Annotated in this window: 12 protein-coding genes; 6 read left to right on the forward strand and 6 right to left on the reverse strand. The window is 74.0% G+C overall.

The window, feature by feature from the left end; translation table 11 throughout:
- Positions 1 to 147: 147 nt before the first annotated feature.
- On the reverse strand, positions 148 to 1332 hold the full coding sequence (locus ACIGDI_RS05975) for a cytochrome P450 (protein WP_399891075.1): 1185 nt from the start codon (positions 1330 to 1332) through the stop codon (positions 148 to 150).
- Between the two features lie 224 nt (positions 1333 to 1556).
- Positions 1557 to 2378: an IclR family transcriptional regulator gene (locus ACIGDI_RS05980; RefSeq protein WP_399891078.1), complete on the reverse strand. Its 822-nt coding sequence runs from the start codon at positions 2376 to 2378 to the stop codon at positions 1557 to 1559.
- Between the two features lie 174 nt (positions 2379 to 2552).
- On the opposite strand from ACIGDI_RS05980, the gene ACIGDI_RS05985 reads away from it, so the two are divergent.
- The 4 genes from ACIGDI_RS05985 (at position 2553) to ACIGDI_RS06000 (ending at position 9475) form a co-directional block, all read left to right on the forward strand.
- Positions 2553 to 5471, forward strand: a complete 2919-nt coding sequence (locus ACIGDI_RS05985; RefSeq protein ID WP_399891081.1) for an AfsR/SARP family transcriptional regulator — start codon at positions 2553 to 2555, stop codon at positions 5469 to 5471.
- Between the two features lie 100 nt (positions 5472 to 5571).
- Entirely contained in the window at positions 5572 to 6834 is a 1263-nt protein-coding gene (locus ACIGDI_RS05990) for an MFS transporter (RefSeq protein WP_399891084.1), read from the forward strand.
- 142 nt (positions 6835 to 6976) lie between these two features.
- Positions 6977 to 8182 (forward strand): cytochrome P450, encoded by a 1206-nt coding sequence (locus ACIGDI_RS05995; RefSeq protein WP_399891087.1) that lies wholly within the window; start codon positions 6977 to 6979, stop codon positions 8180 to 8182.
- Positions 8183 to 8251: 69 nt separating this feature from the next.
- Positions 8252 to 9475, forward strand: coding sequence for a cysteine desulfurase-like protein (locus ACIGDI_RS06000; protein ID WP_399891090.1), 1224 nt, complete (start codon positions 8252 to 8254; stop codon positions 9473 to 9475).
- Positions 9476 to 9482: 7 nt separating this feature from the next.
- Here ACIGDI_RS06000 and ACIGDI_RS06005 read toward each other — a convergent pair whose 3' ends face one another.
- Positions 9483 to 10091, reverse strand: a complete 609-nt coding sequence (locus tag ACIGDI_RS06005; protein WP_399891093.1) for a nucleoside deaminase — start codon at positions 10089 to 10091, stop codon at positions 9483 to 9485.
- A 155-nt stretch (positions 10092 to 10246) separates the two neighbouring features.
- Here ACIGDI_RS06005 and ACIGDI_RS06010 point away from each other — a divergent pair, with 155 nt between their 5' ends.
- Complete coding sequence (locus ACIGDI_RS06010) at positions 10247 to 13420, forward strand: amidohydrolase family protein (RefSeq protein WP_399891097.1); 3174 nt, start codon at positions 10247 to 10249, stop codon at positions 13418 to 13420.
- Between the two features lie 43 nt (positions 13421 to 13463).
- Here the strand turns inward: ACIGDI_RS06010 and ACIGDI_RS06015 are convergent, their stop codons facing one another.
- The 3 genes from ACIGDI_RS06015 to ACIGDI_RS06025 all read right to left on the reverse strand — a co-directional run bounded on the left by ACIGDI_RS06015 (position 13464) and on the right by ACIGDI_RS06025 (position 17408).
- Positions 13464 to 14705 (reverse strand): VWA-like domain-containing protein, encoded by a 1242-nt coding sequence (locus ACIGDI_RS06015; protein WP_399891100.1) that lies wholly within the window; start codon positions 14703 to 14705, stop codon positions 13464 to 13466.
- The gene (locus ACIGDI_RS06020) at positions 14702 to 15937 is read right to left on the reverse strand and encodes an AAA family ATPase (RefSeq protein WP_399891103.1); all 1236 of its coding nucleotides are present in this window, start codon (positions 15935 to 15937) and stop codon (positions 14702 to 14704) included. The genes ACIGDI_RS06015 and ACIGDI_RS06020 overlap by 4 nt, the downstream gene beginning before the upstream one ends.
- Before the next feature lie 118 nt (positions 15938 to 16055).
- On the reverse strand, positions 16056 to 17408 hold the full coding sequence (locus ACIGDI_RS06025) for a hypothetical protein (protein WP_399891106.1): 1353 nt from the start codon (positions 17406 to 17408) through the stop codon (positions 16056 to 16058).
- 137 nt (positions 17409 to 17545) lie between these two features.
- Between ACIGDI_RS06025 and ACIGDI_RS06030 the strand changes: the two genes are divergently transcribed.
- Positions 17546 to 18514 (forward strand): helix-turn-helix domain-containing protein, encoded by a 969-nt coding sequence (locus ACIGDI_RS06030; RefSeq protein ID WP_399891109.1) that lies wholly within the window; start codon positions 17546 to 17548, stop codon positions 18512 to 18514.
- Positions 18515 to 18944: the final 430 nt, after the last annotated feature.

Genomic DNA, 18944 nt, shown 5'->3' on the forward strand with positions numbered 1-18944 from the left:
CCCCTCGTGGGGCGCGGGGAGCCGACCGTGGGGCGCCTCCCCGCGCAGGGCCGGTCAGATGTGGTGGTACAGGTACCAGAAGTGCGAGTAGACCTTGCGGACGTTGAGGACCGACTTGGTCTTGAAGTACAGCGCGCGCATGCGGGTTCACCTCCTTCCCGGGCAGCCGTCGGGACGGCTCAGCGTCGCGGTGAACCGCGGCGGAGCCAGCGCCGCACCCACCTGGGGTCCGGCGCCGTCATGAGGGGTGACCGACACACGCCAGTCACGGGAGAGCAGACCCACGAGGTCCTCCAGCAGCCGCACGGTGACGGTCGCGCCGGCACAGGTGTGCGGACCGTGCCCGAACGGCAGGTACGCGGCGTCGGGCACCCCCGTGGCCCAGCGCTGCGGGACGAACTCGTCGGGCCGGTCCCAGTGCCCGGGATGCCGGTGCACCAGGAAGCTGCACACCACGAGCCGGTCCCGGGGCGTCACCCGCGTCCCGCCCAACTCCTGCGCCCGGCTCGGCGTACGCGCGAACAGCCACGCCACCGGCCACAGCCGCAGTGCCTCGCGCACCGTCCAGCTCGGGTCCGCCGAGACGCGGTCCGGATGCGTGCCCATCAGGTGGACCGACCAGCCCAGCGCGAACCCGACCGACCCGACCACGGCGAACAGGAACGACAGGTAGACCTCCACGAGATCCCGCGGATCGGCCGCCGCTCCGCCCCCGTCGACCACCACGTCCATGAGGTCGCGTGGTGCGGCGGGACCGTCGGGCCGGTCCCGCCGGGCGCGTACCTCCTCCCGCAGGGCTCGCAGCGCACGGCGGCGGAACAGCAGCCGGGACGGAACCGAGTGGCGCTCCCGCGCGCCCGCCAGTACCGCGCGGGCGACGATGGCCTCCACCGTCGTGTGCAATCGGGCCGGTGCGTCCCGGTGCACCAGCACGTCGCGCAGGTGCGACAGGACGAGCAGGTTGCCGGCGTCCGGCCATTCGCTGTGCGGTGCGAGCCGTTCGGCGACCAGGCGGGGCAACTCGGCGCTTCGCAGGTCGAGGTGACGTCGTATCAGGTCGCGTGCCGCCCGCCCGATGGCGATCTGCGCGGAACGCGGACCGAAGACGCCGTGCCGGTTGTGGTAGAAGTCGGACGTCTCCGCCACCGTGCCGTGCCGGTTGCCCATCACCGCCCGGACCGCCTCGGGATCGGCCACGCACACCTCGCCGCCGGCCGAGCGCCACACGCCGTGCACGCCGTCGAACTCGGCCCTGATCCGGGTCAGCGGGTCGGCACGGCGGTCGCGCGAACGCCCCTGACCGCGCACCGCGCGTGTCGGTGACGACTCCATGGTGGCCCCCCGTAGGTCGTGGTTCGGATCGCGGTCGCCCCGTGCGGTTCCGGGCTTTCGGTGCACGGTGCTTGGTGCACGGTGCTTGGTGCACGGTTCTCGGCTCTCGCTTCTCGGTGTGACGTGCACAGCCTGCTGGGCGGGGGCGGGCCTGTCGCCCGCTGTGCCGCTGAGCGGAACGGGCGGGTCGGGGCGCGGCGCGGCGCCCGTGCGCGGACACGCGGTCAGCGGTGCGGGCCGAGGGCCGCCGGCGCCGGTCGCTGTTGCCGTCGGAGGGCCGTTGTGATGGCCGACGCCGCCCGGCGGGCCGTCTCGGCGAGGCGTTCCAGACGTTGGCCCGGCCCGGTCAGGACGCCCAGTGCCGCCACCGGTACCCGACCGGCTGCGAACACCGGTACGGCGGCGCAGCACACGCCCGCCAGCACCTCCTCTCGGTCGTAGGCGACGCCGGACTCCCGGATGCGGACGGCTTCGTCCGGCCAGGACCGGGGCAGCGGTCCGATCTGCGGGCCCGGCCCCGCCCAGGCGGCGAGGACCTTGCCGGTCGCCGTGTACCAGGGCCAGATCCGCCGGTCGTCGGGCACCGGCCCGGAGAGGTCGGTGCCCGTCCGGTCCAGGATCAACGTCTGCCCTTCGTACAGCACGGCGAGGGTGGCGGTCGTGCCGGTGGCGGCCGCCAGCCGCCGCAGTGGCCGCTGCGCGGCCGCGCGCAGACCCGGGTACGGCTGCCAGCCCTGGCCCAGACGGAACATGCCGGGCCCGATGCGATAGCGGCCCGCACTGCGTTCGACGGCCCCCAGCTCCACGAGTTGGTCGAGCAGCCGGTACGCGGTCGTCTTGGGCAGACCGCACGCCGAGGCCAGAGTGGTCACGCCCGCGTCCTCCCGGTGGTGCAGGGCGTCGAGCAGGGCGAAGGCGCCTTCCAGCACGCCGCGTCCGGCCGTCGCGGACAGCGGTCCGGCCAGGCCGGGCGAGGGCGCCGGGGCCGGTGGCCCGGTCCGTGGCCGCGCCGCGGCGGTCTCCGTCGCCGTAGTCGATCGATGCACGTGTCTACCCCCGTGTTCACGTGTGAGCCCCGTGTGATGACGGTGTGGTGCGTGGTCACGCGTGCGCCGCGCCGTCGTCCGGAGCGGCGTCGCTCAACGAGCGTGGGGTGAGGGGATGGGCCGAGATTTTGCCGAAAGCTTGTCGCCCTGCGTACGGATATGAGGGGAATGTGGATGCGATGTGAACGGGGGGTGGGTGCGGTGCTGCGCCTGTGTCTGTCGGGACCCGTGGAAGTGCTGGTGCGTGAGGCGCCGGTGGACCTGGGGCCGCCCCAACGCCGGGCCGTCCTCGCCGCGTTGGCCGTGGACGCGGGCAGGCCCGTACCGGTCGACGTGCTCATCGACCGGATATGGGGCACCGAGCCACCGGACGGAGCGCGCCGCGCCCTGTACGCGCACGTCGCCCGCATCCGGCGCCTGGCCGAGCGCCTGGACGACGACGGTGAGGGACGATTACCGGTGCTGCGCAGGGCCGGCGGCTATCAACTCGACCTCGACCCCGACCGGGTCGACCTGCACCGCTTCCACCGCCTCGCGGCCCTGGCCCGCGACGAGGCGCTGCCCGACCGCACCCGCGCCGCGCGGCTGCGCGAGGCACTCGAACTGTGGCGCGGCGAGCCCTTCGCCGGTCTGCCCGGCACCTGGCCCGCCCGGATGCGCGAGACCTGGCGACGCCGGCGCGTGGACGCCGCCGTACGACTGGCGGACCTCGAGACCCGCAGTGGCGATCCGTCCTCCGTCCTGGGCCAGTTGACCGACCTCCTGGGCGAATACCCGCTGACCGAGCCCCTGGCGGAGGCCCTCATGCGCTCCCTGCACGCCGCCGGTGACAGCGGCGAGGCGTTGCGCTGCTACGCCCAGACCAGGCGGCGTCTGGTCGAGGAGCTCGGCACGGAACCCGGGCGCCGGCTGCGGGAGTTGCACCGGGAGATCCTCGGGGAGCGCCCCCTCGGACGTCCGAGGGAACACCCGGCGGCGGGTGATCCCGCGGCAGCCCCGCCCGCCCGGCCGGTGCCCCGACCCGCCTCGACGGTCGCCACACCGCGGGATCCCGCGGGCAGCGCCCCCTACGTCGTACCCGCCCAACTCCCCGCGACGACGGCGGGCTTCACCGGACGCACCGACGAACTCGCCCGCCTGGACGCGCTGCTGACCCCTGCCGGACGGCGCCCCGCGGCGGTCGTCGTCTCCGCGCTGTCGGGCATGGGCGGCGTGGGCAAGACCGCGCTGGCGGTTCACTGGGCGTGGCAGGCGCGTCCGGCCTTCCCCGACGGGCAGTTGTACGTCAACCTGCGCGGCTTCGACCCGAGCGGCACGCCCCTCACCCCGGACCGGGCCGTGCGCGGATTCCTCGACGCGCTGGGCGTGCCCGCCTCCCGGGTGCCGGAGTCCCTCGACGCCCAGGTCGGCCTGTACCGCAGCCTGCTGTCCGGCCGACGGGTACTGGTGGTGCTCGACAACGCACGGGACGCCGACCAGGTCCGACCGCTGCTGCCCGGCGCGCCGGGGTGCCTGGCGCTGGTCACCAGCCGCGCCCCGCTGACCGGACTCGCCGCCGCGCAAGGGGCGCGACTGCTCGCCCTGGACCTGCTCGGCGCCGAGGAGTGCCGTGAACTGCTCGCCGCCCGCCTGGGCGCCGCGCGAGTGGCCGCCGAGGCGGCCGCCGTCGACGAGATCGTCGTGCGCTGCGCGGGACTGCCGCTCGCCCTCGCGGTCGTCGCGGCCCGGGCCGCCGCCGCTCCCGCCCGGCCGCTGGCCGCCCTGGCGGAGGAACTTCGCACCGCCGAACGGATCCTGGACCCCCTGGACACCGGAGACCCGGCCACCGCGGTACGGACCGTCCTCCACTGGTCCTACCGGACCCTCAGCCCGCCGGCCGCCCGGCTGTTCCGCTTCCTGGGCCTGCATCCCGGCCCCGACGCCGACCTGACCTCCCTCGCCGCGCTCACCGGTGCGGTCGTCGGCCAGGTGCGGGCGCCGGTCGCGGAACTGACCGCGGCCCACCTGCTGAGCGAACATGTGCCCGGCCGCTACACCTGCCACGACCTGCTGCGCGCCCACGCCGTCGAACTGGCCGCCGAACACGACGACCCACACACGCTGCATGCCGCGACCCGCCGCGTTCTCGACCACTACCTGCACACGGCGTACGCGGCAGACGCCCTGCTGACCCGCCGCCGCCACCCGATGACCCTCCCCCCGGCAGCCCCCGGCGCGCAGGCCCGGCAACCCGCCGACGCCGACGAGGCGTTGGCATGGCTGACCGCCGAACAGCCCGTCCTGATCTCGGCGGTCGAACGTCCGACCCCGGGACTCGCCCCGCACACCTGGCAGTTGGCTGCCATGCTGACCACGTTCCTCGAACGCCAGGGCAACTGGCAGGCCCTCACCGACGTCCACACCGTCGCCCTGCGCACGGCACTCGACCATGCCGACCCGGCCGGACAGGCGGCCGGCCACCGCGGCCTCGGGCTCGCCCGCTTCCAGCTCCGCGACCCCGAAGGAGCCCGCCACCACTTCAACCGGGCCCTCGACCTGTTCCGCCGGCTGGACAACCACCCCGGCCAGGCCCGCACCTGCCAGAACCTGGCCAAGATGGCCTGGGCGCACGGAGCGCCGCACGAGGCGCTGCACCACGCCCGCCGCTCACTCGAACACTTCCGGCTGGCCCACGACCGCGGCGGACAGGCGGTCGCCCTCAACGACATCGGCTGGTACCTCGCCGAACTCGGCGAGCTGCGCCAGGCCCTCGCCCACTGCCGCAGGGCACTGCCCCTCGTCCAGGCCACCGGCGACCTCAGCGGCCAGGCGCACACCTGGGACAGCCTCGGCTTCATCCACCGCCACCTCGGACGCCACGCCGAGGCCGTGGAGTGCTACGACCGCGCCCTCGCCCTCTTCCGCAAGACGGGCGACCGCCGCAGCGAGGCCATCGGCCTCACCTACCTCGGCGACACCCACGAGACGGCGGGCGCCCCCGGCCCCGCCCTGGAGGCCTGGCAGCAGGCCCTGGACCTGTTCGACGAACTCGGCCTGCCCGAGGCCGACTCCCTGCGCGGCAAGATCCGGGATCGGGCGCCGGCGAAGTCGTGAACGGCGCCCGTCACCCCTTTGTGTGATCTTTGCCGCGCACCGCGTTGTCCCTCTCGCCGACCCCACCTAGCCTCACCCGCGGAACCACGGGAGGGCTGGCATGCTGAAGACCGTACGGGAACAGGCATCGGGACTCACCAAGGACCAGCGCAACGCCTTCGTCGCCGCCTACTTGGGGTGGGCGATGGACGCCTTCGACTACTTCCTCGTCGTACTCGTCTACAGCGAGATCGCCGACGACTTCGGTGTCTCGCTCACCGACATGGCCTTCCTCACCACCGTCACCCTGGTGATGCGGCCGGTCGGTGCCCTGATCTTCGGCATGTGGGCGGACCGCAAGGGCCGGCGCGTGCCGCTCATGGCCGACGTCGTCTTCTACTCGATCGTCGGCTTCGCCTGCGCCTTCGCGCCCAACTACACCGTCCTGCTGGTGCTGAGGCTGCTGTACGGCATCGGGATGGGCGGCGAGTGGGGCCTCGGCGCGGCACTGGCCATGGAGAAGATCCCCGCCGAGCGCCGCGGTTTCTGGTCGGGGCTGCTGCAGAGCGGCTACTCGCTGGGGTACCTGCTCGCCGCTGTCGCGTTCCTCGGCATCGAACCCGCCTTCGGCTGGCGCGGGTTGTTCGCCTTCAGCCTGGTGCCCGCCCTCGTCGCCCTGTGGGTGCGGACGCGGGTCGGGGAGAGCGAGGTGTGGGAGAAGAGCGTGGCGCTCAACCGCACCCCCGCCCACCAGGTGTTCAGGAACCCGGCGGTGCTGCGGCGCTTCGTGTACCTGGTGGCGCTGATGACCGCCTTCAACTGGATGTCGCACGGCACCCAGGACGTCTACCCGACCTTCGTCAAGAAGGGCCTGGGCCTGTCACCGGACACCGCGATCGCCATCGCCGTGGTCTACAACATCGGCGCGATGATCGGCGGATCCCTGCTCGGGGCCTATTCGGAGCGGCTGGGCCGCCGCCGTACGATCATGGTCGCGGCCGCCGCGGGTCTGGTCGTGGTGCCCTTCTTCGTGCTGTCCACCACCACGGGCTGGCTGATGCTCTCCTCCTTCCTGATGCAGGTGTGCGTACAGGGAGCCTGGGGCGTCATCCCCGCACATCTGACCGAGATGAGCCCGGACGCCATCCGCGGCTTCTATCCGGGTGTCACCTACCAGCTCGGCAACCTGATCGCCGCCCTCAACCTCCCCATCCAGGAAGCCGTCGCCGAACGGCACGGCTATCCGGCGGCGATGACCTGGACCGTGGTGCCGGCCCTCACCGCGGTGATCGTGCTCAGCGCCGTCGGCAAGGAGGCCAAGGGCATCCGGTTCGGCAGCACCGGCACCCGGGCACCGACCACCGCGGCGGCCGACAGCGCGTAGCGTCCGACGGCGCGTAGCGTCCGAAGACGCCGATCACCGCCGCGGCCGCGCGTAGCGACCGACGACGTACGACCACCGCGGCGCCCGGCAGCCCGTAGCACCCGACGGCGCCGGGACCGCGGTGCCGTGTTTAGCCTTGGGTGTGATCGGATTCCCCCTCGGCGCCTCGACCACGCTCGCCGAACTCGCCCGCGATCCGCACCCGCGCCTGGCGCTGCTTCGCGCGCACGAACCGGTGTCGTGGCTGCCCGAGCTGAACGGCTGGCTGGTGACCCGCCGTGACCTGGCGCTCGACGTGATGCGTGACGCGGCCGCCTTCACGGTCGACGACCCGCGATTCACCACCGCGCAGGTGGTCGGGCCGAGCATGCTGTCCCTGGACGGCGCCGAACACACCCGCCACCGCGAGCCCTTCGCCGCCCCCTTCCGGCCCCGTGCGGTCCGGGAGGGATTCGGCTCCTTCATCGAGCGGGAGACCGACCGCCTGATCACCGAAGTCGAAACGTCCGGCGCCGCCGAGCTGCGCCGCGCCTTCGCGGGCCCCCTCGCGGTCGCCGTCGTCACCGAGGCCCTCGGCCTGGTCGGCACCACCACGGACACGGTGCTCTCCTGGTACGAGGCCATCGTGCGCTCGGTCTCGGACCTCACCGCCGGAGTGGCGGCCGCACCCGCCGGCGCCGCCGCGTACGCCCGCCTGAAGGACGCCGTGGAGGCCACCGTCGCGGACCGGCGGACGTCCTCGCTGCTCGTCTCCGCCGCCGACCGGCTGGCACCGGCCGAGGTGGCCTCCAACGCGGCGGTGCTGATGTTCGGCGGCATCGAGACCACCGAGGCGATGATCACCAACGCGCTGCTGCACCTGCTGAGCCACCCCGACCAGCTCGCCCTCGTGCGGACCGACCCCGGGCTGCTGGACGGTGCGATCGAGGAGTCCCTGCGCCTGGAACCCGGCGCGGCCGTCGTCGACCGCTACGCCACCCGCGACACACGGCTCGGGCCGGCCACCGTCCGCCGCGGCGACCTCGTCACCGTCTCCCTGGCCGGCGCCAACCGCGACCCGGCCGTCTTCCCCGACCCGGACCGTTTCGACGTCCGCCGCGACAACGCCCGCCTGCAACTGGCCTTCGCCCACGGCCCGCACCACTGCCTCGCCGCCCACCTCGCCCGCCTGGAGACCCGCATCGCCCTTCAGCGCCTGCTCGAACGACTCCCCGGCCTGCGCCTCGACCCCGAGCGGCCCGCCTCGCCGTACGGCCTGGTCTTCCGCAAGCCGGACACCCTGCACCTGCGGTGGGACGTCCGCTCCGGCCCGGCGGACGGCCGGAGCGGACCCCCGACGCCGTCGTGATCAGGACCGGATGCCCATGACAGGCTGAGGTGTCGGACAGACGGCCCTCGGCACCCACAGGAGCACCACGTGACCTACGACATCAGCGCACTGCGCTCCCGGTTCCCGGCCCTGGCCGCGGGAGCCGCCCACTTCGACGGCCCCGGCGGCACCCAGACACCCGAACCCGTCATCCGGGCCATCGCCGGCGCCCTGGCGAACCCGCTGTCGAACCGGGGACAGGTGACAGCGGGGGAGCGCAACGCGGACGCCATCGTCACCGGTGCCCGGCAGGCCATGGCCGACCTCCTCGGCGCACAGGCGTCCGGGATCGTCTTCGGACGCAGCGCCACCCAGCTCACGTACGAGTTCTCCCGCACCCTCGCCAGGACCTGGGCGCCCGGCGACGAGGTGGTCGTCACCCGGCTCGACCACGACGCCAACATCCGCCCCTGGGTGCAGGCCGCCGCCCAGGTCGGGGCCACCGTGCGCTGGGCGGACTTCGACCCCGCGACCGGGGAGCTGACCGTCGACCACGTCCGGTCCGTCCTGTCCGAGCGCACCCGGCTGGTCGCCGTCACCGCCGCGTCGAACCTCATCGGAACGCGCCCCGCCGTGGCCGACATTGCCCGGCTGGCGCGCGAGACGGGCGCACTGACCTACGTCGACGGCGTCCACCACACCGCCCACGCGCTAGTCGACCTGGAGCGGCTCGGAGCGGACTTCTATGTCTGCTCGCCGTACAAGTTCCTCGGCCCGCACCTCGGAGTGCTCGCCGCCCGGCCGGAGTTGCTCGCGACCCTGCACCCGGACAAGCTGCTGCCCTCCACCGACACCGTCCCGGAGCGCTTCGAACTGGGCACCCTGCCCTACGAGTTCCTGGCCGGGACCCGCGCGGCCGTCGACTTCCTCGCCGGGCTCGACACCAGTGCCGAGGGAAGCCGCCGCGAACGCCTGACCGCCGCCTTCACGGCGCTCGAAGAACACGAGCAGGTCCTGCGCGCCCGGCTCGACAAGGGCCTGTCGTCGCTGGAGGGCGTCACCGTCCACTCCCGGGCCGCCGACCGCACTCCCACCCTGCTGCTGACCTTCGCGCGCCACAGCACCGTCGACGCCTACCGCTTCCTCGCCGAACGCGCGGTCCACGCCCCTTCGGGCTCCTTCTACGCGATCGAGGCATCCCGTTGGCTCGGCCTCGGCGACACCGGCGGCCTGCGCGTCGGACTCGCGCCCTACAACGACACCGAGGACGTCGACCGGCTGCTGACCGGACTGTCCGAGTTCCTGACCCTCCCCGGCACCGACGCCCGTTGACCCACGCCTACTTGGAGCCCCCGCGCGCGTTGTAGACGACGATGTCCCCGGCGTCGACGGCTTCCCGGTAGGCGCGGAACACCGTCAGGGCCTCCTCGCGCAGCACGTCACCCACGACCTCGATGCCCCGCTCCTCGAACTGCTCGGCCCAGTCCGTGCGCAGCGGTCCCTCGTCGAACGTGGTGAGCTCCTCCAGCTCCGGTCCGGCACCGGCGATCACCAGACCCCGCACGCCGGACCACAGAGTTGCTCCGTAACACTGCACGCAGGGACGCCAGTTGACGACCAGCTCGTGCTCCGGGAGCCCCTCGCCGCCGAGGTCCCAGCTGCCGGTCGCCCGCTGGGCCAGACCGAGCGCGAGGACCTCGGCGTGCGCGCTGGACACACCGGAGGCGAGGACGACGTTCACGCCGACCGAGATGATCCGGCCGGTGTCCCGCTCGGCGACGAGCGCCGCGAACGGACCGCCGTCGCCCGCACGCCAGTTGCGGTCGGCCAGCCGGTGCACCAGCCGCATCCGCTCCTCACGGCCAGGGACGACGGCCGGCACGTCGGCCAGCTCCTCGTCGATCCACGCCGGCAGCGCGACACGGTATTCCTTGGCGATGTCGATCATGTTCGGCCTTCTGTGCGGTGGCTGTCGAACGGCGGATCCCGGTCGGAACAGGTCACCGCACGCTCCTTTGTAGCAAGATCGGTCCTTCACTTTTGGTGCCCCTACGCGTGCCGTCAGTTGAATCCGGGGCGGGCGGTGCACCAGTGTGGGGTCCCATGGACCGTGACTGGAGCCCCACCTTCCGTCCGACCCGCCGTCAACTCCTCGCCGCCGCAGGCGCGTTGCCCCTCGTGGGCGCGGCCCCGGCGGTCGCGGCACGACAGCGCACCGACGTCACCTCCCTGACCTTCACCCAGGCCACCAACGGCGCGGCCACCCTCGCCCCCGCCGGCGACCACCTGGTCGCCGAGGTGCAGGGCACCCTGTGGTCACTGCCCCGCGCCGGCGGCACCGCCCGCCCCCTGACCCCGGCCGACCTGGAACCGGGCCGTCCGACCCACTCCCCGGACGGCCGGCTCATCGCCCTGTGCGCCTACCGGGACGGCGGCTTCCATTTGTGGACCGTACGCCCCGACGGCTCCGAGCTGCGCCGGCGCACCGACGGCCCCTGGGACGACCGCGGCCCCGCATGGTCGCCCGACGGCACCCGGCTCGCCTTCGCCTCCGAACGCGGCGGCGACCCCGTCGACGGCGGCCCGTACCGCATCCACGTCCTCGACCTGCGCACCGGCCGGATCACCCGCGTCACGGGTCTGCCCGGACAGCAGGGCCCGCTGCAGGACACCCCGTGGGAGGACTTCGACCCCACCTGGTCACCGGACGGCGCGCACATCCTGTTCGTCCGCGCCAAGACCGTCACCACCTCCCTCGGCCTGACCGTCGAGGCCCGCACCATCGCCGCTGTGCCCGCCGACGGCACCGGTCCCGTCACCGTCCGGTACACCGAGACGGAGGCCGCGCAGGTCATGACGCCGGCCCTGGCCGCCGACGGCCGACTGGCCTTCCTGCGGACCACCGCCGCCCCGAACGGCTCCTGCACCCTGGTCGTCGACGGCCGCGCGGTCCCCCTCACCGGCGACATCGCCCCGGTGCCCCCGCGCTGGACGAGCGAGGGAGAACTGCTCCTGACCGTCGACGGCGCCTTCACCCTCGTACGACCGGACAGTCCCGGACAACCGCGGACGGTGCCGTTCGAGGGCGTGCTGCCCGTGCGCCGGCCGAGCTACCGGGTCAAGGAGTACGACCTCGGACAGGCCCGCACCCGGCCGGTGCGCGGCATCCACCTGCCCGCCCTCTCTCCCGACGGCCGCCGGATCGCCTTCGCCGCCCTCAACTCATTGTGGCTGGCCGACAGTTCGGGCGGTCGCCCGCCCCGGCGGCTGCACAAGGCGGACGCCACCCGCTATCTGCTCGGTCCCTCCTGGGCCCCCGACGGGCACTCGCTCGTCTACGCCGACGACCGGGACGGACTCCTGGGTGTCTACCGGCACGATCTCACCACCGGCGAGGAGACCGCGCTGGCCACCGGCGGGCGGGTGCATCCGGCCCTGTCGCCCGACGGACGGCGGCTCGCCTGCCTCGACATGACCGGCAAGCTGCTCGTCCGCGACCTGGCGTCCGGCGAGGAGCGCGCCCTGGCCGCGCCACTCGGGGGCGGCGGGCTGCCCGGCCGGCCCAGCTGGTCGCCGGACGGCCGCCACCTCGCCCTGTGCGACCGCAACCGGCTCAACGCCCGCTTCCGGGAGGGCTACAACCTGGTCCGGATCGTCGACGCCACCTCCGGCGCCGCCCGCCTCCACGCGGTGGCACCCCACACCTCGATCGCCGACCGGTACGACTCCGGGCCCGTCTGGTCGCCCGACGGCCGCATGCTGGCGGTGATCGTCGAATCCGCGCTGTGCCTGCTGCCCGTCGACCCCGACGGCACCCCACGGGGCGAACTGCGCACCCTCACCGACGAACCCGCCGACCACCCCTCCTGGTCCGCGGACTCCTCCACCCTGCTCTACCTCTCCGGGGACCGGCTGCGTCTCATCGGCGTCGACGGCGGTCCGGCGCGCACCGTCCATGTGCCCCTCGACGCACACAGACCCACCCCGCCCGACCTGGTCGTGCACGCCGGACGACTCTGGGACGGCACCGGCGAGACGACCCGCGACGACGTCGACATCGTGGTGAGCGGCGGACGGATCACGGCGGTCGAGCCGCACCGCTCCGGACGCCGGGCCGCCCTCCGCCGCGTCGACGCCTCCGACCGCACCGTGCTGCCCGGCCTGTGGGACACCCACACCCACCCCTGGCAGAGCACCTACGGCGGCCGCCAGACCGTCGGCCAGCTCACCTACGGCATCACCACCGCCGTCTCCCTGGGCGGATTCGCCTACGAACAGGCCCGCATCCGCGAGGCGGTGGCCGCCGGACAGCTCGCCGGGCCCCGCCTGCTGGCCACCGGGGAACTCCTCGACGGAGCCCGCGTCGCCTACAGCATGGGCCGCGCCCACCGCACCCGCGAGGGACTGCGCCGCTCGCTCGCGCGAGGCGCCGCGCTCGACTGGGACTTCGTCAAGACGTACGTCCGGGCGCCGGGTTGGGTGATGCGGGAGGCGGCCCGCTTCGCCCACGAACAGCTCGGCGTGCGCACCGGAGGACATCTGCTCTCGCCCGGCGTCCAGCTCGGACAGGACCTGACGACCCATCTGCAAGCCACCCAGCGCGCGGAGTTCGGGCACGCCGTCACCGCGTCCGGCCGCGCCTACGAGGACGTCGTGGAGATCTACACCGAGCGGGGCGTGGACTTCTCGATGATCGCCACCCCCTTCAGCGCCGCACCCCTGCTCGGCGCCGACCCCGCCCTCGCCGACGACCCGCGGGTCACCGTGGTCATGCCCCCGTGGGACACGGCAGCCGTCAAGCAGTCGGCCGCTGTCCCGCCCACCGCGGTCCAGCTGGCCACCCTGCGCATCGAGACCGACATCTACCGGTGCATCCTGGCCGCCGGCGGACTCGTCGCCCTCGGCACCGACCAGCCGCTCGTCCCCGTCGGCCTCGCCCTGCACCTCGGCCTGCGCGCCCTGCACCGGGGCGGGCTGTCCCCGGCCCAGGCCCTGCGCACGGCCACCGTCCTGCCCGCCCGCCTCTTCGGCCTGGACGACGAACTCGGCACCGTCGAGGAGGGCAGGCTCGCCGACCTCACCGTCGTCGACGGCGACCCGTTCACGGACTTCGCCACCCTCGTGCGCACGGTCGCCGTGCTCCGGGGCGGAGTGCCGTACACCACCGAGGAGTTGGTCGCCGCGTACGAGCCCACGGCCCGGCGGACGGCGGCCGCCGACGACGACTGGCTCGCAATGGGCCGGCTGATGCGAAGGGACGGCTGCTGCGACGGCTGAGGTGGCGGCGCCCGTGGCGGCACCCCGCCATGGGCGTCCGCGCTCACCCGGGCCCGATGTGGACCACGCGGGCCCACTCCGGCGGGGTGTCCGGCACGTACTCCGGATCGTCCTCGTCCCAGGAGTCGTCCGGGCGGGGGAACAGGCCCACCACCGTCCGGCAGGCGGGCCGCTCCTCGGGCCAGGGTGTCTGCCCGTCGGTCAGGACCACGACGACATCGGGGCCCGGACGCGTCCGCAGCGCCTTGGCGAAGCCGGTGCGCAGATCGGTACCGCCGCCGCCGAGCAGCGGGATGCCCTCCGCGCGGCACAGGGGGTGCGCGACCCGCGCCGCCGCGTCGCAGGGCACGACGGTGACCATGTCCCGACGGCCGCCCACGGCACGGGAGATCGCGGTGACCTCCAGCAGCGCGCTGCCCAGTTCGGCGTCGCTGACCGAGCCGGAGGTGTCGATGACCACGCACACGCGGGGCGGCCGGCGCCGCAGAGCGGGCAGCACCACGCCGGGCAGTCCCGCCGAACGCCGCGCCGGACGGCCGTAGGAGTAGTCCTCGCCCGCCCCCGGGGCGGTCGCCGCCGAGCGCACCGCCGCCCCCAGCAACTCCCGCCACGGCTGCGGCGGGTGGAACGCCTCCTCCGCCCACCGCTGCCACTGCTCCGGTGCGTTGCCGGGGCGGCCCTTGATGCCCTGCGCCACCCGGAAGCGGACCGCGTCCCGCTCCTGTTCGCTGAGCCCGTGCGCGCCGTCCGGGCCCAGGTCCCACTCCCGCTCCCGGCCGTCGGCGCCGCTGCCGCAGTCCAGCCAGGCCAGGCCCTGGATGTGCGGCCCGAGCCGGAACTGGCGCAGATAGTCCTCCATCAGCTGCCCCGTGGGCAGTTGGAGGATCGAGGGGTGGACGACGCCTTCGGGCCGCGGCAGCCCGTCGCCGTACACGTCGTCGTTGATCTCGAAGTCCGCGGCGATGTTCATCCGCAGCCGCTCGGCCGGGCCGGTCAGCCCGCGCTCCCTCGCGACCCGGTCGCTGCGCCGGTGGTGCTCGCGCAGCAGGTGGGACACCTCGTGCACCCAGACTCCGGCCAACTCCTCGACCGGTGTGCGGTCCACGAACCCGGGTGAGACGTAGCAGCGCCAGTGCCGGTCGACGGCCATCGTCGGCACCGTCCGGGACGCGACGGTGTGCAGGGCGAACAGAGCCGTGGCCAGGTAGGGGCGGGCGCGGGCGGCCTGCAGACGGGCGGTGAACAGCTTGGCCTCGTCGAGTACCCCCGGCGCGTCCGGGCTCATCGGGCCACCCTGGCGGCCGCCTCGTCCGCGCGCCGGGAGAGGGACACCACCCCGGCCAGTTCCTCGATGGACGCCGGTACGTCCCAGTCCTCCCGGCGCAGCGAGGCCAGCGTGCTCGCGGGTACGACCACCAGGTCCGGGGCGCCGGTCCGCACCGCCCGCACCAGCAGCTCCCAGGCCGCGTCCCAGCGGGACTTGTCCGGGCGGGCGCGGACCGCGGCCACCACACCGTCCAGGGCGGCCTGGCGCAGATCCCCCCGCTCGGGCAGGACGGCGGCGGCCGGATCGGCGAGCAGATCCTCGGGGTCCGGGAGGTCCATCCGGTCCACGCTCGCCAGCAGTTCCAGTCCCGGGCCGTCGCCGACGGTCCCCCTGACCAGCAGGGACAGCACGTCCCGGGAGGAGCCGGCCGCGGTCGCGAAGGCGATCAGACGCAGCGTCATCTCCCAGCTCCGGGGCGAGGGCCAGGGCCCGCCCCGGCGGGTCTCACTGCTGGGCAGCCGGTGCACCAGGGCCGGACGGGCGGTCAGCAGCCCGCAGACCGCCCGGCGCGCGAAGTCCACGGCCTCCGGCAGCCCGTGCGGGTCGAGCCGCGGCAGGGTGGCCCGGGGCCAGGTCCCACCGAGGCCGCGTACGACGACCTCGTGGTCGTGGGTCCACTGCAGATGCACGAACCGGTTGGCCAGCGGTGGGCTCAGCTCCCAGCCGTCGGCCGCCGAGGAGCGCGGGTTGGCGGCCGCCACGATCCGCACGCCGGGCGGCAGTCGCAGGGCCCCGATGCGCCGCTCCAGCACCAGCCGGAGCAGGGCGGCCTGGACGGCCGGCGGCGCGGTGGACAGTTCGTCCAGGAACAGCAGCCCGCGGCCGGCCCGTACCAGACGTACCGCCCAGTCCGGCGGGGCCATCGGGACGCCCTGCTCGGCGGGGTCGTCGCCGACGATGGGCAGCCCGGAGAAGTCGGACGGCTCGTGCACGCTGGCGATCACCGTGGTCAGCGGAAGGTCGAGAGCCGCGGCCAGCTGAGTCAGCGCGGCGGTCTTCCCGATGCCCGGCGCGCCCCACAGCAGCACGGGCAGATCGGCGGCCACGGCCAGGGTGAGCGCCTCCAGCTGGATGTCGGGACGGGGTTCGGTGGAGGCGTCGCGCAGAAGGGCCAACAGGGCTTCGGCGACGTCGAGTTGGGGGTCGTCGGCGGGAATCCGGGGCAGGGCGGACGAAGGGCTTACGGGCATGAGTGATCACCTTGGGGTTGTGTGGGTGGAGAGGGGCGGTGGCGGGCGCGGGTTCGGGGGATGGTGCTGCCGTGGCGGGACGTCAGGTCAGCGGAGGGTGCTGTGGTGGGGCGTCGGTTCAGCGGACGGTGCCGTGGCGAGGGCGTCCGCGCCGGGAGGGTGGGCGTGGTGTGCCCGGGAGGACGCGGCCTGGGGCCGGGCCGGCCAGTCCGTTCCGGAACAGGCCGTAGGCGATGCGCCGTTGGGCGGCCGCCTCCAGTTCCTCGCGCAACGGCCCGTCCCGCAGTACCGCCCCGGGCCCCAGCAGCCCTTCCACGACGGCCAGCGCGCCGGCGGTGTCGCCGTGGTCCAGGCGTTCGCGGACCCCGGCGAGGCAGTCGGGCCGGCGGTGTGCCCGGTCGATGGCCTGCAGACAGGGCAGCGGGGTGCCGGTCAGGGCGGCCAGCAGTTCCTCGCGCCGGATCTCGTCCGGTCGGTGGTCGAGCGCGGTCAGCACCCCGTCGACCAGACCGATCCGGTGGACCTCTCCCCGGCAGTCGACGAGGTGCGGCCGGTCGGCACGCTCGGGGGCCCGCAGGGGGCCGGCCGAGGCGTGAGCGGGCGCCAGCGCGGCCGTGACCAGCGGGTGCAGCCGACCGGCGTCGATCGCGCCCGCGCGCAGCAGTTCGAGGTCGGGCGGCACCCAGGTCGCGGCGTCGGGCAGTACCGGCAACCCGTCGCCGCTCGTGCGGAGTTGCACCAGGGTGCCGCTGAGCGGGTCCAGAAGCAGCCGGTAGCGGCGGCCCAGCCGCACCACGACACCGGGTGCGGCCCGCTCGTCGGCCCGCAGCACGAGCCGCGCCTCGGCCGCCCAGCGGTCCACGGCACACCGGTGCCCGTTCGGCGCCGACCGCGGCAGCACGCGCTCACCCGTGCCTGCCGGCCGGTCGGCCCCCGACCGGACCCTTAGCTCACCCGCCCTGCGCGCGTCCCACAGGTGCCGGTGCAGATCCATCCGGAAGCGCGGATGGGGGTGCGGATGCGGGCAGGCGGCCGTGCCGGCCCGGGACCCGTCCCACACCGCCAGAGCGATCCGCTGGCCGGCATCGGCCCAGGCGGGCGGGGTCCGGGCGACCAGATGCACCGTGTAGGGGCCGTCACGGCCGGCGGCGGTGTACCGGGCCAGACCGACGGTCAGCCCTGGCCGAAGGAGTCCGTCGGGGGCGATCCGCGGCATGTGCCAGCGCAGCAGATCGGGGGCCAGATGCCGCAGGTCGTCCCGTACCCGGGTCGCCAGCTCACGGCCGTGGTCACGCGTCACGGAACGCGGATCGAGGTCGACGTCGACCCGTGCGGCGGCACAGGCGCCCGCCCAGTCCCCGGCGAGGCGCCGGGCGGTCGCGGTCTCGATCATGGAGGGCGGCACGGCGTACTCGCGCACGCGCAGCCAGAGGGAGAGGCGGGAATCGCCGTTCGCGATGTGAGTGACCATCAGCACTCACCTTGCGCGGACGGGGCCCCCAATCTGTGAACGGAGGAAGTCGTCATCGCGGGCGAGCGTAGCGTCCCCGGCCCCGGACTGTCAGCCGCATTTTCTTCGGCCCAGTACGCCTGTGGTTGACTACAACCGTGTTGGACGAATCGGTTCTGCGGACTCTGGACCTGCCGGCGGCCGACCGTTTCGAGGCCTGGACCGAGCGTCTCGGCCGCACCCACGCGCCCATGGATCTGGCCAGCGACCGTGCGGCGGACTACCGCGGAACGCAGCGCGTGATCAGCCTGGGCGACGTGACCGTGTGGCCGGCGACCTTCGACCAGCTGGTGTTCCGCCGTACACCGAAGCTCGTACGGTGCTCCGACCCCGAGGTCTTCCACCTCTCCCTCCTCAGACGGGGCGAGGGCGCGGCCAGTTGGGGCCGGGAGCAGCTCGCCTACCGCAGCGACGACATCCACGCCAACAGCTCCTCACGGTCGTACGAGATCCACACCGGGAGCGAACCGGTCAGCATGATCGGCGTCGAGATCCCGCGGGCCCTCGTGGCGCTGCCCGGCGACCGGGCGGACCGGATCATCGGCAGCCGCATCTCCAGCCGCGAGGGCATCGGAGCGCTGCTTGCGCAGTTCCTCGTCCAGCTGGTCTCGGACACCAGCCCCTACGGGCCGTCCGACGCGCCGCGGCTCGGCGCCGTCGTCGCCGACCTCATCACCGCCGTCTTCGCCCACGCCCTCGACGCCGAGCGCCGGATGCCGCCCGAGACGCACGCCCGGACGCTGACCCTGCGCATCAAGGCGTTCATCCGCCGCCACCTCGCCGACCACGAGCTGACCCCCGCCCGCGTCGCCGCGGCGCACCACATCTCGCGCAGCTACCTGTACCGGCTCTTCCAGGCCGAGGGCACCACCGTCGCCGCGTACATCCGCGACCAGCGGCTGGCGAACGCCCGCCGGGAGCTCACCGACCCGGCGCTGCGGGCCCTGCCGATCCACGCCGTCGCCGCCCGCTGGGGCTTCCCGAGGGCCGCGGAGTTCACCCGGGCCTTCCGCACGGCCTACGGCGTCCCGCCGAGCGAACTGCGCCGTGGACCGTCCGCCAAGTAGCTGTGGACCGTGTGCCAACGACAGACCGGCGGGCGTCCGCGCATCCTGTGATCAGCGCGCCGGACATACGGGGCGGACGATGGCCGGAGCCAGGACCGCGTGGGGAGTCCTGGCCCCGCCTCATCGCGGGCGAGGGGCCGGAACGACGCGCGACGGGCTGATGTACCGTCCTGGACTGGGCGCAGACCTCGAAGGACCCGCGGAAACGACGAAGGCAAGGAGCTCGTCGACTCCTTGCCACTCTCAACTTATAGCGCAGCGGGGGGCTTGCGGCAAGGCCCCCCTCGTGCCGCACAATCGTCGGCCTGAGACCAGGACCTGCGGAAACGGGGCGACGACGTGGGGTGTGTGGTGGTGATCGGCGGCTGAGCCGGACACCGCACGACAGCCGCACACCCCGTCGAAGACGTCCAGGGCTCAGGGCCCCAGG

The organism is Streptomyces sp. NPDC085900 (genome assembly GCF_044540925.1).
Lineage (GTDB): Bacteria > Actinomycetota > Actinomycetes > Streptomycetales > Streptomycetaceae > Streptomyces > Streptomyces gilvifuscus.